13 protein-coding genes and 1 tRNA gene are annotated in these 14,240 nt (G+C 53.5%); 3 read left to right on the top strand and 11 right to left on the bottom strand.

All coding sequences use genetic code 11. The features are described from left to right. Window positions 1-6: 6 nt before the first annotated feature. The 10 genes from nuoG to V9K92_RS10455 all read right to left on the bottom strand — a co-directional run bounded on the left by nuoG (window position 7) and on the right by V9K92_RS10455 (window position 10,248). Window positions 7-2,088: an NADH-quinone oxidoreductase subunit NuoG gene (nuoG, locus tag V9K92_RS10500; RefSeq protein WP_337353920.1), complete on the bottom strand. Its 2,082-nt coding sequence runs from the start codon at window positions 2,086-2,088 to the stop codon at window positions 7-9. A 94-nt stretch (window positions 2,089-2,182) separates the two neighbouring features. Beyond that, entirely contained in the window at window positions 2,183-2,734 is a 552-nt protein-coding gene (locus V9K92_RS10495) for a helix-hairpin-helix domain-containing protein (protein WP_307284647.1), read from the bottom strand. A gap of 13 nt (window positions 2,735-2,747) precedes the next feature. Then, a complete protein-coding gene (nuoF, locus tag V9K92_RS10490) occupies window positions 2,748-4,052 on the bottom strand; it encodes an NADH-quinone oxidoreductase subunit NuoF (protein ID WP_122083550.1) in 1,305 nt (434 codons plus the stop codon). 65 nt (window positions 4,053-4,117) lie between these two features. Then, window positions 4,118-5,296, bottom strand: coding sequence for an NADH-quinone oxidoreductase subunit E (locus tag V9K92_RS10485; RefSeq protein WP_115055308.1), 1,179 nt, complete (start codon window positions 5,294-5,296; stop codon window positions 4,118-4,120). Next, window positions 5,296-6,486, bottom strand: a complete 1,191-nt coding sequence (locus V9K92_RS10480; protein ID WP_115055310.1) for an NADH-quinone oxidoreductase subunit D — start codon at window positions 6,484-6,486, stop codon at window positions 5,296-5,298. Before V9K92_RS10480 ends, V9K92_RS10485 begins: the two co-directional genes overlap by 1 nt. Before the next feature lie 56 nt (window positions 6,487-6,542). Beyond that, window positions 6,543-7,151 carry an NADH-quinone oxidoreductase subunit C gene (locus V9K92_RS10475; protein ID WP_115055312.1) on the bottom strand — a complete coding sequence of 203 codons (609 nt, stop codon included), beginning with the start codon at window positions 7,149-7,151 and terminating at the stop codon, window positions 6,543-6,545. Window positions 7,152-7,161: 10 nt separating this feature from the next. After that, a complete protein-coding gene (locus V9K92_RS10470) occupies window positions 7,162-7,743 on the bottom strand; it encodes a NuoB/complex I 20 kDa subunit family protein (protein WP_115055314.1) in 582 nt (193 codons plus the stop codon). Continuing rightward, entirely contained in the window at window positions 7,734-8,099 is a 366-nt protein-coding gene (locus V9K92_RS10465) for an NADH-quinone oxidoreductase subunit A (protein WP_115055317.1), read from the bottom strand. The genes V9K92_RS10470 and V9K92_RS10465 overlap by 10 nt, the downstream gene beginning before the upstream one ends. Before the next feature lie 436 nt (window positions 8,100-8,535). Beyond that, window positions 8,536-9,747 carry an MFS transporter gene (locus V9K92_RS10460; RefSeq protein WP_337353919.1) on the bottom strand — a complete coding sequence of 404 codons (1,212 nt, stop codon included), beginning with the start codon at window positions 9,745-9,747 and terminating at the stop codon, window positions 8,536-8,538. A 153-nt stretch (window positions 9,748-9,900) separates the two neighbouring features. Then, entirely contained in the window at window positions 9,901-10,248 is a 348-nt protein-coding gene (locus V9K92_RS10455; RefSeq protein ID WP_115055319.1) for a hypothetical protein, read from the bottom strand. A 128-nt stretch (window positions 10,249-10,376) separates the two neighbouring features. Here V9K92_RS10455 and V9K92_RS10450 point away from each other — a divergent pair, with 128 nt between their 5' ends. From V9K92_RS10450 to V9K92_RS10440, 3 genes are all read left to right on the top strand, one after another. Then, a complete protein-coding gene (locus V9K92_RS10450) occupies window positions 10,377-12,197 on the top strand; it encodes a class I poly(R)-hydroxyalkanoic acid synthase (protein ID WP_115055321.1) in 1,821 nt (606 codons plus the stop codon). A gap of 304 nt (window positions 12,198-12,501) precedes the next feature. Then, entirely contained in the window at window positions 12,502-13,665 is a 1,164-nt protein-coding gene (locus V9K92_RS10445; protein ID WP_337353953.1) for a YcbK family protein, read from the top strand. Window positions 13,666-13,811: 146 nt separating this feature from the next. After that, a tRNA-Glu gene (locus V9K92_RS10440) sits at window positions 13,812-13,886 on the top strand. A 114-nt stretch (window positions 13,887-14,000) separates the two neighbouring features. On the opposite strand, the gene V9K92_RS10435 is transcribed toward V9K92_RS10440, so the two are convergent. Next, the gene (locus V9K92_RS10435; RefSeq protein WP_307284627.1) at window positions 14,001-14,177 is read right to left on the bottom strand and encodes a hypothetical protein; all 177 of its coding nucleotides are present in this window, start codon (window positions 14,175-14,177) and stop codon (window positions 14,001-14,003) included. Window positions 14,178-14,240 lie beyond the last annotated feature (63 nt).

Here is a 14,240-nt window from a genome sequence, read left to right as displayed (position 1 = left end):
TCCCGCCTACTCGGCTGCCTGCTTGAAGCCGCCCTTGGCAAGCGCAGAGCACTCCGCCATGACAGCAGAAGCCCGCGCTATCGGGTTGGTTAGGTAAAAATCAGCGATCGGCGAAACGAAGGCCGTCTTTTCAATCGAAAGGGATGCATTTGCCAGCTTTGCAACATCGGCAGAGGCACCAGATTCGATTGCATCGACCGCTGCCAGATGCGGATACTCTGCATAGAGCTTCGAACGCAAGGCCACCAGAGAGTCGAAGGGAAGTTTTTTACCAAGAACATCAGACAGGGCACGCAGCACGGCCCAATCTTCTTTGGCATTGCCCGGAGCAAAACCGGCGCGATTGGTCATCTGCACCCGGCCTTCCGTGTTCACATATGTTCCGGACTTTTCAGTATAGGTTGCTCCAGGCAGAATAACGTCCGCATTATGCGCACCTTGATCGCCATGCGTGCCGATATAGACTGTGAACGCACCGCTCTTGCCCGACCATGGAAGTTCGTCAGCGCCGAGCAGGAACAATACATCCAGTGCGCCGTTCATCTCGGCAACAGTCTTGCCGCCCTCACCCGGTACAAAGCCAATATCGAGCGCACCGACACGGCTTGCAGCCGTATGCACGACGCCAAAACCATTCCACTCATCGCCAAGCGCGCCGGTATCAGCAGCGATTTTCGCCGCAAGACCGAGAACTGCCGCACTATCAGTACGGTTAAGCGCGCCCTGACCGATAAGGATCAGCGGATTCTTTGCTTTCTTAAGGACGCCATGGAACTTCAGCGAACCGGCGGCAAGGTCAACCAGGGTTTCAGCACCCGCGCCAAGATATTCGTACTTGAAGCGCATATCGGCCTGCTCACCGATAACTGCAATCGGTATCCCAGCAGCCCGCCAACGCTTGCGCAGACGCGCATTGAGCAAGGAAGCCTCAAAGCGCGGATTCGAACCAATGATCAAAACCGCATCGGCTTGCTCAATTCCATCAATCGATGGGTTGAAAATGTAGGATGCGCGACCATTGGCCGTGTTGAGTACCGAACCATCCTGACGCGCATCGATATTGGCTGAGCCAAGCGACTGCATCAGCAGCTTCAGAGCATACATTTCTTCGACGGTTGCCAGATCGCCTGCAATCGCGCCGATCTTTTCGCCGCTTGTCTTCGCAACAGCGGCCTTGATCGCCTCAAAGGCTTCCGGCCAGCTGGCAGCAACAAGACGTCCGTCCTTGCGGATATATGGCCGGTCAAGACGTTGTGTACGCAAACCGTCCCAGATGAAACGAGTCTTGTCGGAAATCCATTCCTCGTTCACCTGCTCGTTAACGCGCGGCAGAATGCGCATCACTTCGCGGCCTCGCGTATCAACGCGGATCGCTGAACCGACAGCGTCCATCACATCGATGGATTCGGTCTTCGTTAGTTCCCAAGGCCGCGCCTGGAAAGCGTAGGGCTTGGATGTCAAAGCACCAACCGGGCAAAGATCAATCACATTGCCCTGCAGTTCAGAGGTCATCGCCTGTTCAAGATAGGTGGTGATCTCGGCATCTTCACCGCGACCAATCAGACCGAGCTCGGAGATGCCGGCAACTTCAGTGGTAAAGCGGACGCAACGCGTGCAATGAATGCAGCGTGTCATAATCGTCTTGACCAATGGGCCGATATATTTGTCCTCAACGGCGCGCTTGTTTTCCTTGTAGCGTGATGAATCCACGCCAAAAGCCATCGCCTGATCCTGCAGATCGCACTCGCCGCCCTGATCGCAGATCGGGCAATCCAGCGGATGGTTGATCAAGAGAAATTCCATCACGCCTTCGCGGGCCTTCTTGACCATAGGCGTATTGGTAAAGATTTCGGGCGTCTCGCCATTTGGACCTGGACGCAGATCGCGGACACCCATGGCGCAGGACGCGGCAGGCTTGGGCGGTCCACCCTTGACCTCGATCAGGCACATGCGGCAATTGCCGGCGATCGACAAACGCTCATGGAAACAGAAACGCGGCACTTCTGCACCAGCCGTTTCTGCGGCCTGCAGAAGCGTGTAGTGATCCGGTACCTCGATTTCATTACCGTCGACTTTGATCTTCGCCATCGTCTGTCCAACCTCGCGGAACATTCCGCATTCTTTTCCGGCTGCCTTAAAGGTCGCCAACAATTTCATACCGCCGGTACGACCGGCATGCTCTTTATTTTACTTCACTTACAAAACGGTTTGCCTGACCAACCCAGTCATCCCGCGAAATCCGGCCATTCAACTTCAGCTGTCCATCAATCTTGGCAATATCATCCGCTGTCCATGCTGCGATCTGCGCATAAGAACGAATGCCCATGGAGTTGAGAACTTGTTCAAGCTTCGGCCCTACCCCCGAAATCTTTTTAAGATCCTCGATTGCTGCCGATGAAATATTTTCCAACGAATTGGCGATAACATCGTTCTTGCTACGCTGGGCCGGTTCGGAAGCCTTTGCTGCCTCGCCTGTCTTCTCACGAATGGCTGCCTTAAGATCAGCAATAGCGACAGGAGCGGTTTGTTTCACGCCTGTCGTCTTCAAATCGAACGAGCCAAGCATGGCATTTGTCCAAATGCCGAACATGCGTGTGGCAATAGCAGTGCTCGCAACAGAAACAGCCGCGGCTACCTCGAGCTGAGGTGCCAATAGATTGGCAACCGGAATCATCTGTTTCGGCAAGAAAGCCGCCCAGTCAGATCCCAGTGGTTTGTTTCCGATGTTGGACATCAATCCTTCAACCCTATTCCGCAGCCACAAGCACAGGACGGCTTGCATCTGCGTTACGTGAAAACTCATCGATACGGCGTTCGATTTCCGGGCGGAAATGACGGATCAATCCCTGAACCGGCCATGCAGCGGCATCGCCCAATGCACAAATCGTGTGGCCTTCAATCTGCTTTGTTACATCAAGCAGCATGTCGATTTCGCGCTTCTGCGCATTACCGGTCACCATGCGCTCCATAACGCGCCACATCCAGCCAGTGCCTTCACGGCAAGGCGTGCACTGACCGCAGCTTTCATGCTTGAAAAAGTAGGAAAGACGGGCAATTGCGCGAACAATATCCGTGGACTTGTCCATGACGATAACCGCAGCCGTGCCAAAAGATGATTTGACAGCTCGCAGCCCGTCGAAATCCATCGGGCAATCAATAATGTCCGCAGCAGGAACCACCGGACATGAGGCACCGCCGGGAATGACCGCCAGAAGATTATCCCAGCCACCGCGAATGCCGCCCGCGTGGCGCTCAATCAACTCGCGGAACGGAATGCCCATTTCTTCTTCAACAGTGCAAGGATTATTGACGTGACCCGACACCATGAAAAGCTTGGTGCCGACATTGTTTGGACGGCCAATACCCGAGAACCAGGCAGCACCACGACGCAAGATGGTCGGCGCAACAGCGATGGACTCGACATTGTTTACAGTGGTCGGGCAGCCATAAAGACCCATATTGGCCGGAAATGGCGGCTTCAGGCGGGGTTGGCCCTTCTTGCCTTCAAGGCTTTCAAGCAGCGCTGTTTCTTCACCGCAAATATAGGCACCTGCGCCGTGATGGACGTAGATGTCATAATCCCAGCCATTCTTGTTATTCTTGCCGAGCAGGCCAGCATCGTAGCATTCATCAATGGCAAGCTGCAGCGCTTCACGCTCGCGGATATATTCGCCGCGCACATAAATATAGCAAGTATGGGCAGCCATGGCGAAACCGGCGATCAGGCAACCCTCGATCAATGTATGCGGATCGTGCCGCATAATATCACGATCCTTGCATGTGCCCGGCTCGGATTCATCGGCATTGATAACGAGATAATGCGGACGGCCGTCGCTTTCCTTCGGCATAAAGGACCATTTCAGACCGGTCGGAAAGCCTGCCCCCCCGCGTCCGCGCAAGCCGGAGGCCTTCATCTCGTTGATGATCCAATCACGGCCCTTGGCAATGATGCCCGCGGTGCCATCCCAATGGCCGCGTGACATCACGCCCTTCAACGACTTGTCGTGAAGGCCATAAATATTATTGAAGATGCGGTCCTTATCAGCAAGCATTTCGCACCGGTCCTACTCTCTTCGTCCATACTCGCGAATGCAAATTGCGCATCCGCCAATCCAATTTATCTCGGCTTCTTGCCGAAAACCTTGATGTATTCAGCTTCGCCGCCCTTGGCCAAAGCCTTGGCTTGCTTGACCCAATCGTCGCGCTCGATACGTCCCTTGAAATTCAGGTAATTATCAACCCATTCACGTTCGGCTTTTTTCCACGCCGCGACCTGCGCGTAGGTGAATATACCAAGATCGTGAAGAATGCCTTCAATCTTCGGGCCAACACCGGCAATCAACTTGAGATCGTCAACGATCGCTGGCTTTTCGATGCCGGCCGGGCGGTTATTGTCAGTGAGCGAAGCTGCCTTGGCAGGCGCCTTGATGGTCTGCACATCGGGCTTCTCGCCAAGCGAACCTTCCGCCAATGGCGGGTTCTTGATCATCCGGGCCGCTGAACTGGCTGTCGGCGCTGGCTTTGATGTCGCCGCCTCACCACCCTTTGCCGCCTTCACCGGAGAAGGTGTTTTGATTGCCGGATTAGTTGCATCATCATGCGTTACCGGCTTGCTCGCATTGGAGGGCGGAACCTGCGACGTTGCGCTGGCCGCCTTGCTTCCACGACCTGATTTTACAATTGCGGCAGTATCAATAAGCGAAGTCGGAAGACCTTGGGGAGCCGAGAAATGACGGTCAATCTGAGGACCAACGGGCACGGACGCGCCGTTTCCTGCCTCGAAGGCATCGATAATCTCTTCAAGACGTTCTGGCGTCAGATCTTCATAAGTGTCTTTGAACACCATGATCATGGGGGCATTGACACAGGCCCCGAGGCATTCAACCTCTTCCCATGACAATGTACCAGATTCATTCAAATGAAACTGCTCATGATGAATCTTGCTCTGGCAGACCTTTTTCAGGTCTTCCGAACCGCGAAGCATGCAAGGCGTTGTACCGCAAACCTGAATATGCGCACGCGTACCGACCGGCTTCAGCTGAAACTGCGTGTAAAAAGTTGCGACTTCAAGGACACGGATCATCGGCATGTCGAGCATTTCTGCAACATGCTCAATGGCTGCTTTGGTGACCCAGCCATCCTGTTCCTGCGCCCGCATCAAAAGCGGGATGACAGCGGACTGCTCGCGGCCTTTGGGATATTTCTTGATTGCAAGCTTCGCCCAGGCGCTGTTTTCGCGATTGAACGCGAAGGTAGCGGGCTGGACGTTATCTTCGGCTAGACGACGGACTGACATTAACGATCAACCTCACCAAATACGATATCAAGCGAGCCGAGAATGGCGGAAACGTCGGCTAGCATGTGACCACGGCATAGAAAATCCATGGCTTGAAGATGGGCAAAACCAGGTGCGCGCAGCTTGACGCGGTAAGGCTTGTTCGACCCGTCGGAAACCAGAAACACACCAAATTCACCCTTTGGCGCTTCGACTGCGGCATAAACCTCGCCAGCAGGCACATGGTAACCTTCAGTATAGAGCTTGAAGTGATGAATCAGCGCTTCCATGGAGCGCTTCATCTCGCCACGCTTCGGCGGAACGATCTTTGCAGACGTATTGGAAACAGGCCCTACCCGCTCCTTGCCTAGCAATTGCTCGACACACTGGCGCATGATGCGAACCGACTGGCGCATCTCTTCCATACGGATCAGATAACGATCATAGCAATCGCCATTCTTACCGATTGGAACATCAAATTCCATTTCCGAATAGCATTCATAAGGCTGCGACTTGCGCAAATCCCAAGCCGCGCCAGAGCCGCGAACCATCACACCGGAAAAGCCCCAAGCCCAGGCATCTTCAAGATTTACGACGCCGATATCGACGTTACGCTGCTTGAAAATACGGTTTGGCGTAATCAAATCATCGAGATTTTTTACAGTTTGCAAAAATGGATCACACCATTTGCCAATATCTTCGATGAGCTGATCCGGCAGATCCTGGTGCACACCACCTGGACGGAAATAGGCAGCATGCATGCGTGCGCCACATGCGCGCTCATAGAATACCATCAGCTTTTCGCGCTCTTCAAAGCCCCAGAGCGGCGGTGTCAGCGCACCCACGTCCATCGCCTGCGTCGTCACGTTCAGCAGATGGGAAAGAATACGGCCGATTTCAGAAAAGAGCACGCGGATCAGCTGGCCGCGCTTAGGGACTTCGATCTTGAGCAAACGCTCCACAGCAAGCGCATAGGCGTGCTCCTGGTTCATCGGCGCCACATAGTCCAGGCGATCAAGATAAGGCACAGCCTGTAGATAGGTCTTGGCTTCCATCAACTTTTCAGTGCCACGATGCAGCAGGCCGATATGCGGATCGACACGTGCTACAACTTCGCCGTCAAGCTCCAGCACGAGGCGCAAAACGCCATGCGCCGCAGGATGTTGCGGGCCAAAGTTGATGTTAAAGTTACGAACTTGAGTTTCAGCCATTGTTGGCTTCCTGACATTGTGCGGATGGATTGCCGTGCTCGCTCATCGGGCGGACCTCAATTCACCTTGGCCTTCTCATCGCCCGGAAGCACATAATCGGTGCCTTCCCAAGGAGACTGGAAGTCGAAGTTGCGGAATTCCTGCCTGAGTTCAACCGGCTCATAGACAACGCGCTTTACTTCGTCGTCGTAGCGAACCTCGACAAACCCGGTCAACGGAAAATCCTTGCGAAGCGGGTGACCCTCAAAGCCGTAATCGGTCAGAATGCGGCGAAGATCCGGATGACCGGAGAAGAGAACACCATAAAGATCATATGTCTCGCGCTCATACCAATCAGCACCGGGATATACAGGCGTGGCTGAAGGAACAGGCGTATCTTCATCGGTTGAAACCTTCACCCGGATGCGCAGATTCTGGCGGGGTGAAAGCAAGTGATAAACCACATCGAAGCGATTTACGCGCGATGGATAATCAACGCCGCTAATGTCAATCAACGAGATGAACTGGCACTGCACATCGTCGCGAAGGAATGCCAGCGTTGCGAGCAGCGCATCAGCATCCACCTCTACGGAAAGATCACCATAGGCAATACCAACCGACTTCAATGTGAGACCCGGCTTTTCCGTCAAATAGGTCGCAAGTTCACTCAATGCTTCTTCAAACATCGCACCCACCCTATCGCTCGATCGTGCCGGTTCGGCGAATTTTCTTCTGCAGCATCAACACGCCATACAAGAGCGCTTCAGCAGTCGGTGGGCACCCGGGGACATAAATATCTACCGGAACCACCCGATCGCAGCCGCGAACGACAGAATAGGAATAATGATAGTAACCGCCGCCATTGGCGCAGGAGCCCATCGAGATAACATAGCGGGGTTCTGGCATCTGGTCATAGACCTTGCGCAGCGCTGGAGCCATCTTGTTGGTCAGCGTTCCCGCGACGATCATCACGTCGGACTGGCGCGGTGAAGCGCGTGGGGCAAAACCAAAACGCTCGCCGTCATAGCGCGGCATCGAGGTATGCATCATTTCGACCGCGCAACATGCAAGACCGAAGGTCATCCACATCAGCGAGCCGGTGCGCGCCCAGGTTACCAATGCATCAGCGGAAGTAACGAGAAAGCCCTTATCGGCCAATTCATTATTGATCTCGCCGAAGAAGGCATCGTCAGAACCAATTGGCTTGCCCGTATTGGGATCAATGATGCCCTTTGGTTGCGGTGCCACAAGGGTGGTGGTGCTGTCGGTCAATCCCATTCCAGCGCTCCCTTTTTCCACTCATAAATAAAGCCGACCGTGAGGACGCCCAGGAATACCATCATTGACCAGAAACCGAACCAACCCACGTCACCGAACGATATCGCCCAGGGGAAAAGAAAGGCCACTTCCAGATCAAAGATAATGAAGAGGATGGAGACGAGATAAAAGCGCACGTCGAACTTCATGCGGGCGTCGTCAAATGCGTTAAAGCCGCACTCATAGGCCGACAATTTTTCAGGGTCAGGCGCGCTGTATGCAACCAGAAACGGTGCAATCAACAGTGCCAGACCGATTACCAGCGCCACACCGATAAAGATAACGATGGGCAGGTAGGAACTTAAGAGCTCGTTCATGATCCGTCTTTTTCTGCCTTGTGAACTCAGGCTGACAAGAATGCCATGTCATACACATGACTGCCGATAATGCACGGCAGATCGCGCCGTCTTTTGAAGTTGGCTCGATGGCCGAGGGTTAGCGCGTTAGCGTCATGCACGCAAGTGCAACAATCGTCGCGAAGCTGCGCGCGTATTATCATCCACACGCTATTCCGCCACGGAAATATCGTCTCATTTAGGCATTTTTACCCCCATTTTAGTGTAAAAAGGCCGCAAAAAGCTTTTTAGAATGATATTAATGTAGATTGCAGGTTGCAGCGGCCCGGCATGGCAAATCCCAACTGCGACATTCGGTCCTACAACCGATTTAGCCCTAAATGCGGACATGCATAAGTGAGCCGCAAGGCCCTTTTGACTTCCACGTGATTTGCAGACTTTACGCACTGGCAGAAGTTCAAATACCGGCAAGCGGTTCAAGGCCGAATTGCTGACCTTCTTCTGAGATCATCCTGGCGTGATGCGCCTTGCGGTCAAGCAAAGTTGACCATACCGCCACAGCCAGCCCCATGAGAGCCAGGGCAGCACCAACGAATGGCAAATACTGGTATGGAACGCCCAGAGTAAGCGCTGCCCCACCAATCCAGGCACCGGAGGCATTCCCCACGTTGAAAGCACCCTGATTGAGCGTAGCTGCAAGATTTGGTGCTTCATCTGCAGATTCGACGACTCGCATCTGCAAAGGTGGAACAATGATAAAGGTCAAAACACCCCAGAAAAACACGGTAATGATTATCGCTGTCGGCAAACCCGAAATCTCGGCCAAGATGACATGTGTCAGCACCAGCGCAATCAAAGTCCCTATAACGGTCGGCATAAGTTTCCAGTCGGCGAGTTTACCGCCGATAACATTGCCGACAGTCATGCCCGCACCGAAAAGCAGGAGAACCCATGTTACTGCCGAAGTCGAAATGCCGGAAACATCTGTCAGGATTGGCTTGATATAGGTGAAGACCGCAAAAAGACTGGCCGAGGCAAGCGCCGATATTACCATGGCAAGCCAGACCTGCAGCTTGCCCAGCACCTTGACCTCGCTGAGAATGCCGCTTCCTTTCGGCTCATTCTTGGAAGACGGCACCAGCGCTATAATTGCAATCACAGCCGCAACGCCAATAGCGACGACGGCAAAGAAGGTGGCGCGCCAGCCGTAAACTTCACCGAGAGCCGTTCCAGCCGGAACACCAAGAATGTTGGCAAGCGTTAGCCCTGCAAACATCAGCGCAATAGCGCTCGCCCGCTTATGGCGTGGCACGAGGTTTGCGGCCACAACCGAGCCAATTCCAAAGAAAGCGCCATGTCCGAAGGCAGTGACAACACGGGCGATCATCAGCATCCAGTAATTGGGCGCGATGGCGCAAAAAAGATTGCCGACAACAAAGAGCATGGCAAGCCCGATGAGCACGGGCTTTCTCGGCAGGGAAGCCGTGGCTATTGCGATGATCGGTGCTCCAATGACCACGCCTAGCGCATAACCCGTCACGAGTAGTCCGGCACTGGGGATCGATACACCAAGATCAGCCGCAACTTCCGGCAGCAGTCCCATGATGACAAACTCGGTGGTGCCTATGCAAAAGGAAGCAATGGCCAGGGCAAGAATCGGTAAAGGCATAGCGAGCAACCGCAAATGAGAGAAAGCATGATGCTGCCTATTCCGCGATGGCTGCACAACCAATTTTTGCGCAATGCAGCAATGCATTATCGGATGGCTACTTAATCGCCATTGGAAATAGCAGTCAGCGCAGCAGAAAAATCAGGAACGGTCCTACTGCTGGCCGCTTTCAATAGCCTTCAGATCTTCTGCCTGCTGCTGACGCAGCAAGCGGATTTCGGCCTGTTTGCGCGCAGCGGCCGCGGGATCGGCGGAAGGACCTCTTTGGCTGTTCTTTGCCGCAGTCGTACGGTTGCGCAAAGCGTCTTTCTCTTCCGGCGTAAACTGGGTCGTTTCACCTTTAGGGTCAGGCGTAAAATGCGGATAGGTTCCGGTGTTGACCGGTCCTGTCATTGGAGAATTCGACATTGGCGCAGGGCTTGTATTGGCGCACGCGCTCAAGCCAACGATCATAACGGCGCTTGCCGAGCAGCGCATGAGCAGTTTGAGCGAGATTTTCATTGTGTGTCCTGACTCAGAAAAACGATATTTATCATGGCTACAATAAATGCACCTTGGAGGGATAGCACCAACTTATGTTATCATGTCAATAATGCTGATCGGGAGAATTGGCGGGAGGATGCCACTGTATGGATAATCAAGGCGATAAAAGCACAAAGATACCCAGCCTGGATCACTATGTGGTCAAGGACCCGGAGGCCTTTGCCCGCAATGTCGCCCATATGATCGAACAGGCTGGCAAAGCGGCCTCTGCCTGGGTCGAGCCGCGCGAAAAAGGCTTGAAGCGCGACACGCTCGCCGATCCTGTCACCGATATTGTCAAAACATTATCGAAGGTCTCCGAATATTGGCTCTCAGAACCCAGCCGCGCGCTTGAAGCCCAAACAAAATTGTTTTCGAGCTATATGGCGATCTGGTCAAACTCCATCAGGCGCATAAGCGGCGAGGAAGTTGAGGATATTGCTGCGCCGGAGAAGGGCGATAAGCGATTCACCGACGAGGATTGGGGACGAAACGCATTCTTTGACTTTTTAAAACAGGCCTATCTGGTCACTGCGAGGTGGGCAGGTGATCTGGTTGAGAATGCCGAAGGGCTCGATGATCACACGCGCCACAAGGCGTCATTTTACGTCAAACAGATCACAACCGCGGCTTCACCAAGTAATTTCCTTTTGACCAACCCGGAACTCTATAAGGAAACAGTTGCCAGCAACGGCGAGAATCTCGTTCGCGGCATGAAAATGCTTGCGGAGGACATTGTTGCTGGCGGCGGCGATCTTCGCTTGCGCCAATCGGATTTGACCAAGTTTGCTCTTGGAGAAAACGTGGCAACGACACCAGGAAAGGTCATCGCCAGAAGCGACGTTGCGGAAATTATTCAATACGAGCCCACCACCAAGGATGTGCTCAAGCGCCCTCTCCTGATTTGCCCGCCCTGGATCAACAAGTTTTATATTCTCGATCTGAACCCTGAAAAATCATTTATAAAATGGGCAATTGATCATGGTCATTCGGTTTTTGTCATTTCATGGGTGAACCCGGATCAACGGCACGCGCACAAGGATTGGACAGCCTATATCAATGAGGGCTTGCGCTTCGGCCTTGACGCAGTTGAGGCTGCAACCGGCGAACGGGCGGTCAATGCGATCGGGTATTGTGTAGGTGGCACATTGCTTAGCGCTGCGCTCGCTCTCTTTGCCAAGGAAGGCGAAGATCGAATCAAAAGTGCCACTCTGTTTACAACGCAGGTAGACTTCACCCACGCCGGTGATTTGAAAGTGTTTGTTGACGAGGATCAGATTCGCGCCCTCGAAAACGCAATGTCTGCGGAAGGCTATCTTGACGGAACCCGCATGGCGACCGCTTTCAATATGCTGCGGTCTGGCGATCTTGTCTGGCCCTATGTCGTCAATAATTACATGCGCGGGCGCGATCCCGTGCCATTTGATCTGCTATACTGGAATGCAGATGCGACGCGTATGAGTGCAGCCAACCACTCCTATTACTTACGCAATTGCTACCTTGATAATAACCTCGTTAAAGGAATGATGAAGCTGGCCGGCGAAAGCCTGTCACTGGCTGATGTGAAGATTCCCATCTACAATCTTGCGGCAAAAGAAGATCACATCGCTCCCGCATTGTCCGTATTCACCGGCTGCCAGTATTTTGGTGGCGACATCACCTATGTCCTTTCCGGTTCCGGCCATATAGCTGGCGTGGTCAATCCTCCTGCCAAGAACAAGTATCAATTCTGGACCGGAGATACACCTGTTGGTTCATTCGAATCATGGCTGGAGAAGAGTGTCGAGCACCCGGGATCATGGTGGAATCACTGGCATGCCTGGATAGAAAAACAGGATAATACGCGTGTCGCGCCGCGCATACCGGGCGAAAATAACGTGCAGGTATTGGCAGATGCACCCGGCACTTATGTGAGAATACGCGTGTAATTACGCAGCTATAGCATTAATTTTCACTGTAACTTTCGATTAAGGACCATGGCAGGAAAGTGTCAGATCACGCTTTTGCCTCATTGTGTATATAGTTCGTGTCTTGTGCGGATCGCTAAAAACAACTAGTTATTGTTGCTCTCTGCCGGTGTATTTGCGCCTCAATAGAACTTCGTGGGCTTAATGCTCTTATAAACGGGCCGGATTGAATTATCGAATCGTGCCGGACGTCCAGACGGGGGAATCGTTGAAAACACTGCCGCGTTCAGTTTCAGCCTTACGGGCAAGCACAGTCGTATGCGTTATGGGCCTTGCAGCTCTTATAGCAACTTCTTGCACATCTACTGGCTCCAATCCCAGCGTTACTTCCGCATTGACTGTTGCCCCAACTGATCAAGCTGCTGCGAGCGATACTCAAACCTCCCTGCCCTCTGGCGGTAATGCGCAAGTAACCCCTGAGGCGCTGGCATTGGCCGGATCCACAGAAACAAACGCCTTGCAGGCGGTCAATGGCGCGGTAAAGCCAGGCGAAAGCAAGCCTGAGCTTGCCAAGACGGATGTAAAGACCGATGTGGCAGCGGATGCCGGGACGAAAACAGAAGAAGTACAAGTGGCAAGTGCAGCGACCGTTGTTGCGCAACCTCCCGTCAGGACTTCTCTTTTTGGAAGCATGACGAAAAAAACAGAGACTGCACCGGCTCCCGCGCCTGAAACACCTGCAGCGGCAGCAGAATCCGCAAAACCTGAACCCAAGCTTGCAGAAACAGCCGTTGCGGACACGGCTCCTCCGGAAGAAACCAAACCGGCGGCGGCTACACAGAAGAACAATGGCGCACTTTTGCGACTGTTCTCCAATAATCGCTCCAAACCCGCCAATCAGCGGCTTGTTGCGGTAATCGAGCCTAAATCAAAGCCTGCCGGGGCATCTGAAAGCGACCTTCCATCCGCTGATTCCTTTGCTGGCCGGACTGAACATCTTGCATCCCTGCCCGGTGTACGGCCAAATGCCGGCATCCAGATCATGCAGCGCGATAGTCTCTATGAAGATGACGACATTGAAGCAGCGGGCGCTCCTGTAATTTTGGCTTCGGCGGCGGGTCTTGCGCGCCTGGCACCCAATGGCCTGAAAGTTCAACGTGAAAGCGTTGATGTTGCCTGCCTGAAACCGCAACTGGTGGGCATTTTGAAGCTGATCGAGCGCAAGTATGGCAAATCCGTCATTGTAACCTCCGGCTATCGCAGTCCTCCCTATAATCGCAAAGTAAACGGCGCCAAGGCTTCTCTTCATATGTCATGCGCCGCCGCTGATATTCAGGTCCCTGGAATCAGCAAGTGGGAATTGGCCAATTTTGCTCGCGCCATGACAGGTCGTGGCGGCGTCGGCACTTACTGCCATACCGAATCGGTACATGTGGATATTGGCCCGCGCCGGGACTGGAATTGGCGCTGTTCGGGCAGAAAAGGCTGATTCCAATTGGCTTTTCTCGTGGGGTTGAAGGTTTCCGCGCAACCGTCTTTTCAATAAATTTCGCATAAACTGCACTTTTTCTAAAAAAGAATGCATTATGGGGTTGCGGCGGAAATACTGTTTCACTATAAGCCGCTTCACCGGAGGCGCCCATCGTCTAGCGGTTAGGACGGCGCCCTTTCACGGCGCAAACAGGGGTTCGATTCCCCTTGGGCGTACCAGTCTTTTTCCAATAAAAATCAGCACTTTGTACGGCAAAGATAATTGCCTGTGCTTTTCGCATATAAAAACGGCCAGCTCTGGGTGAGCGGGCCGTTATTTCAATCTCGGATAGATTAATTCGCTGGTGCAGGTTGCGATGGAGCAGGCTCTGCTGGGGCCGGAGCTGCCGGTGGGGTTGCAGGCTCCGTAGTGGTCGCAGGCGGGGTGCCTGTGTCTGCAGGCTTGTTATCGCAGGCTGCAAGGGAGAAAGCCGCCACTGCCATCAGAGGCAGGAAAATCTTGTATTTCATCAAAGTCCTCCTAACGTTTGTCCCTCCGCGCAGCATGTGACACTCTGAAGAATTAGAACAGCC

The organism is Phyllobacterium sp. CCNWLW109 (assembly GCF_037203905.1).
Classification (GTDB): Bacteria; Pseudomonadota; Alphaproteobacteria; order Rhizobiales; family Rhizobiaceae; genus Phyllobacterium; species Phyllobacterium ifriqiyense.
This window is presented reverse-complemented; position numbering and strand designations above follow the sequence as displayed.

Bases quoted from the DNA above. Each gene is read 5' to 3' on its own strand.
- nuoG (WP_337353920.1), bottom strand. From the start codon at position 2,088: ATGGCGAAGATCAAAGTCGACGGTAATGAAATCGAGGTACCGGATCAC.
- V9K92_RS10495 (WP_307284647.1), bottom strand. From the start codon at position 2,734: ATGTCCAACATCGGAAACAAACCACTGGGATCTGACTGGGCGGCTTTC.
- nuoF (WP_122083550.1), bottom strand. From the start codon at position 4,052: ATGCTTGCTGATAAGGACCGCATCTTCAATAATATTTATGGCCTTCAC.
- V9K92_RS10485 (WP_115055308.1), bottom strand. From the start codon at position 5,296: ATGTCAGTCCGTCGTCTAGCCGAAGATAACGTCCAGCCCGCTACCTTC.
- V9K92_RS10480 (WP_115055310.1), bottom strand. From the start codon at position 6,486: ATGGCTGAAACTCAAGTTCGTAACTTTAACATCAACTTTGGCCCGCAA.
- V9K92_RS10475 (WP_115055312.1), bottom strand. From the start codon at position 7,151: ATGTTTGAAGAAGCATTGAGTGAACTTGCGACCTATTTGACGGAAAAG.
- V9K92_RS10470 (WP_115055314.1), bottom strand. From the start codon at position 7,743: ATGGGATTGACCGACAGCACCACCACCCTTGTGGCACCGCAACCAAAG.
- V9K92_RS10465 (WP_115055317.1), bottom strand. From the start codon at position 8,099: ATGAACGAGCTCTTAAGTTCCTACCTGCCCATCGTTATCTTTATCGGT.
- V9K92_RS10460 (WP_337353919.1), bottom strand. From the start codon at position 9,747: ATGCCTTTACCGATTCTTGCCCTGGCCATTGCTTCCTTTTGCATAGGC.
- V9K92_RS10455 (WP_115055319.1), bottom strand. From the start codon at position 10,248: ATGAAAATCTCGCTCAAACTGCTCATGCGCTGCTCGGCAAGCGCCGTT.
- V9K92_RS10450 (WP_115055321.1), top strand. From the start codon at position 10,377: ATGGATAATCAAGGCGATAAAAGCACAAAGATACCCAGCCTGGATCAC.
- V9K92_RS10445 (WP_337353953.1), top strand. From the start codon at position 12,502: ATGGGCCTTGCAGCTCTTATAGCAACTTCTTGCACATCTACTGGCTCC.
- V9K92_RS10435 (WP_307284627.1), bottom strand. From the start codon at position 14,177: ATGAAATACAAGATTTTCCTGCCTCTGATGGCAGTGGCGGCTTTCTCC.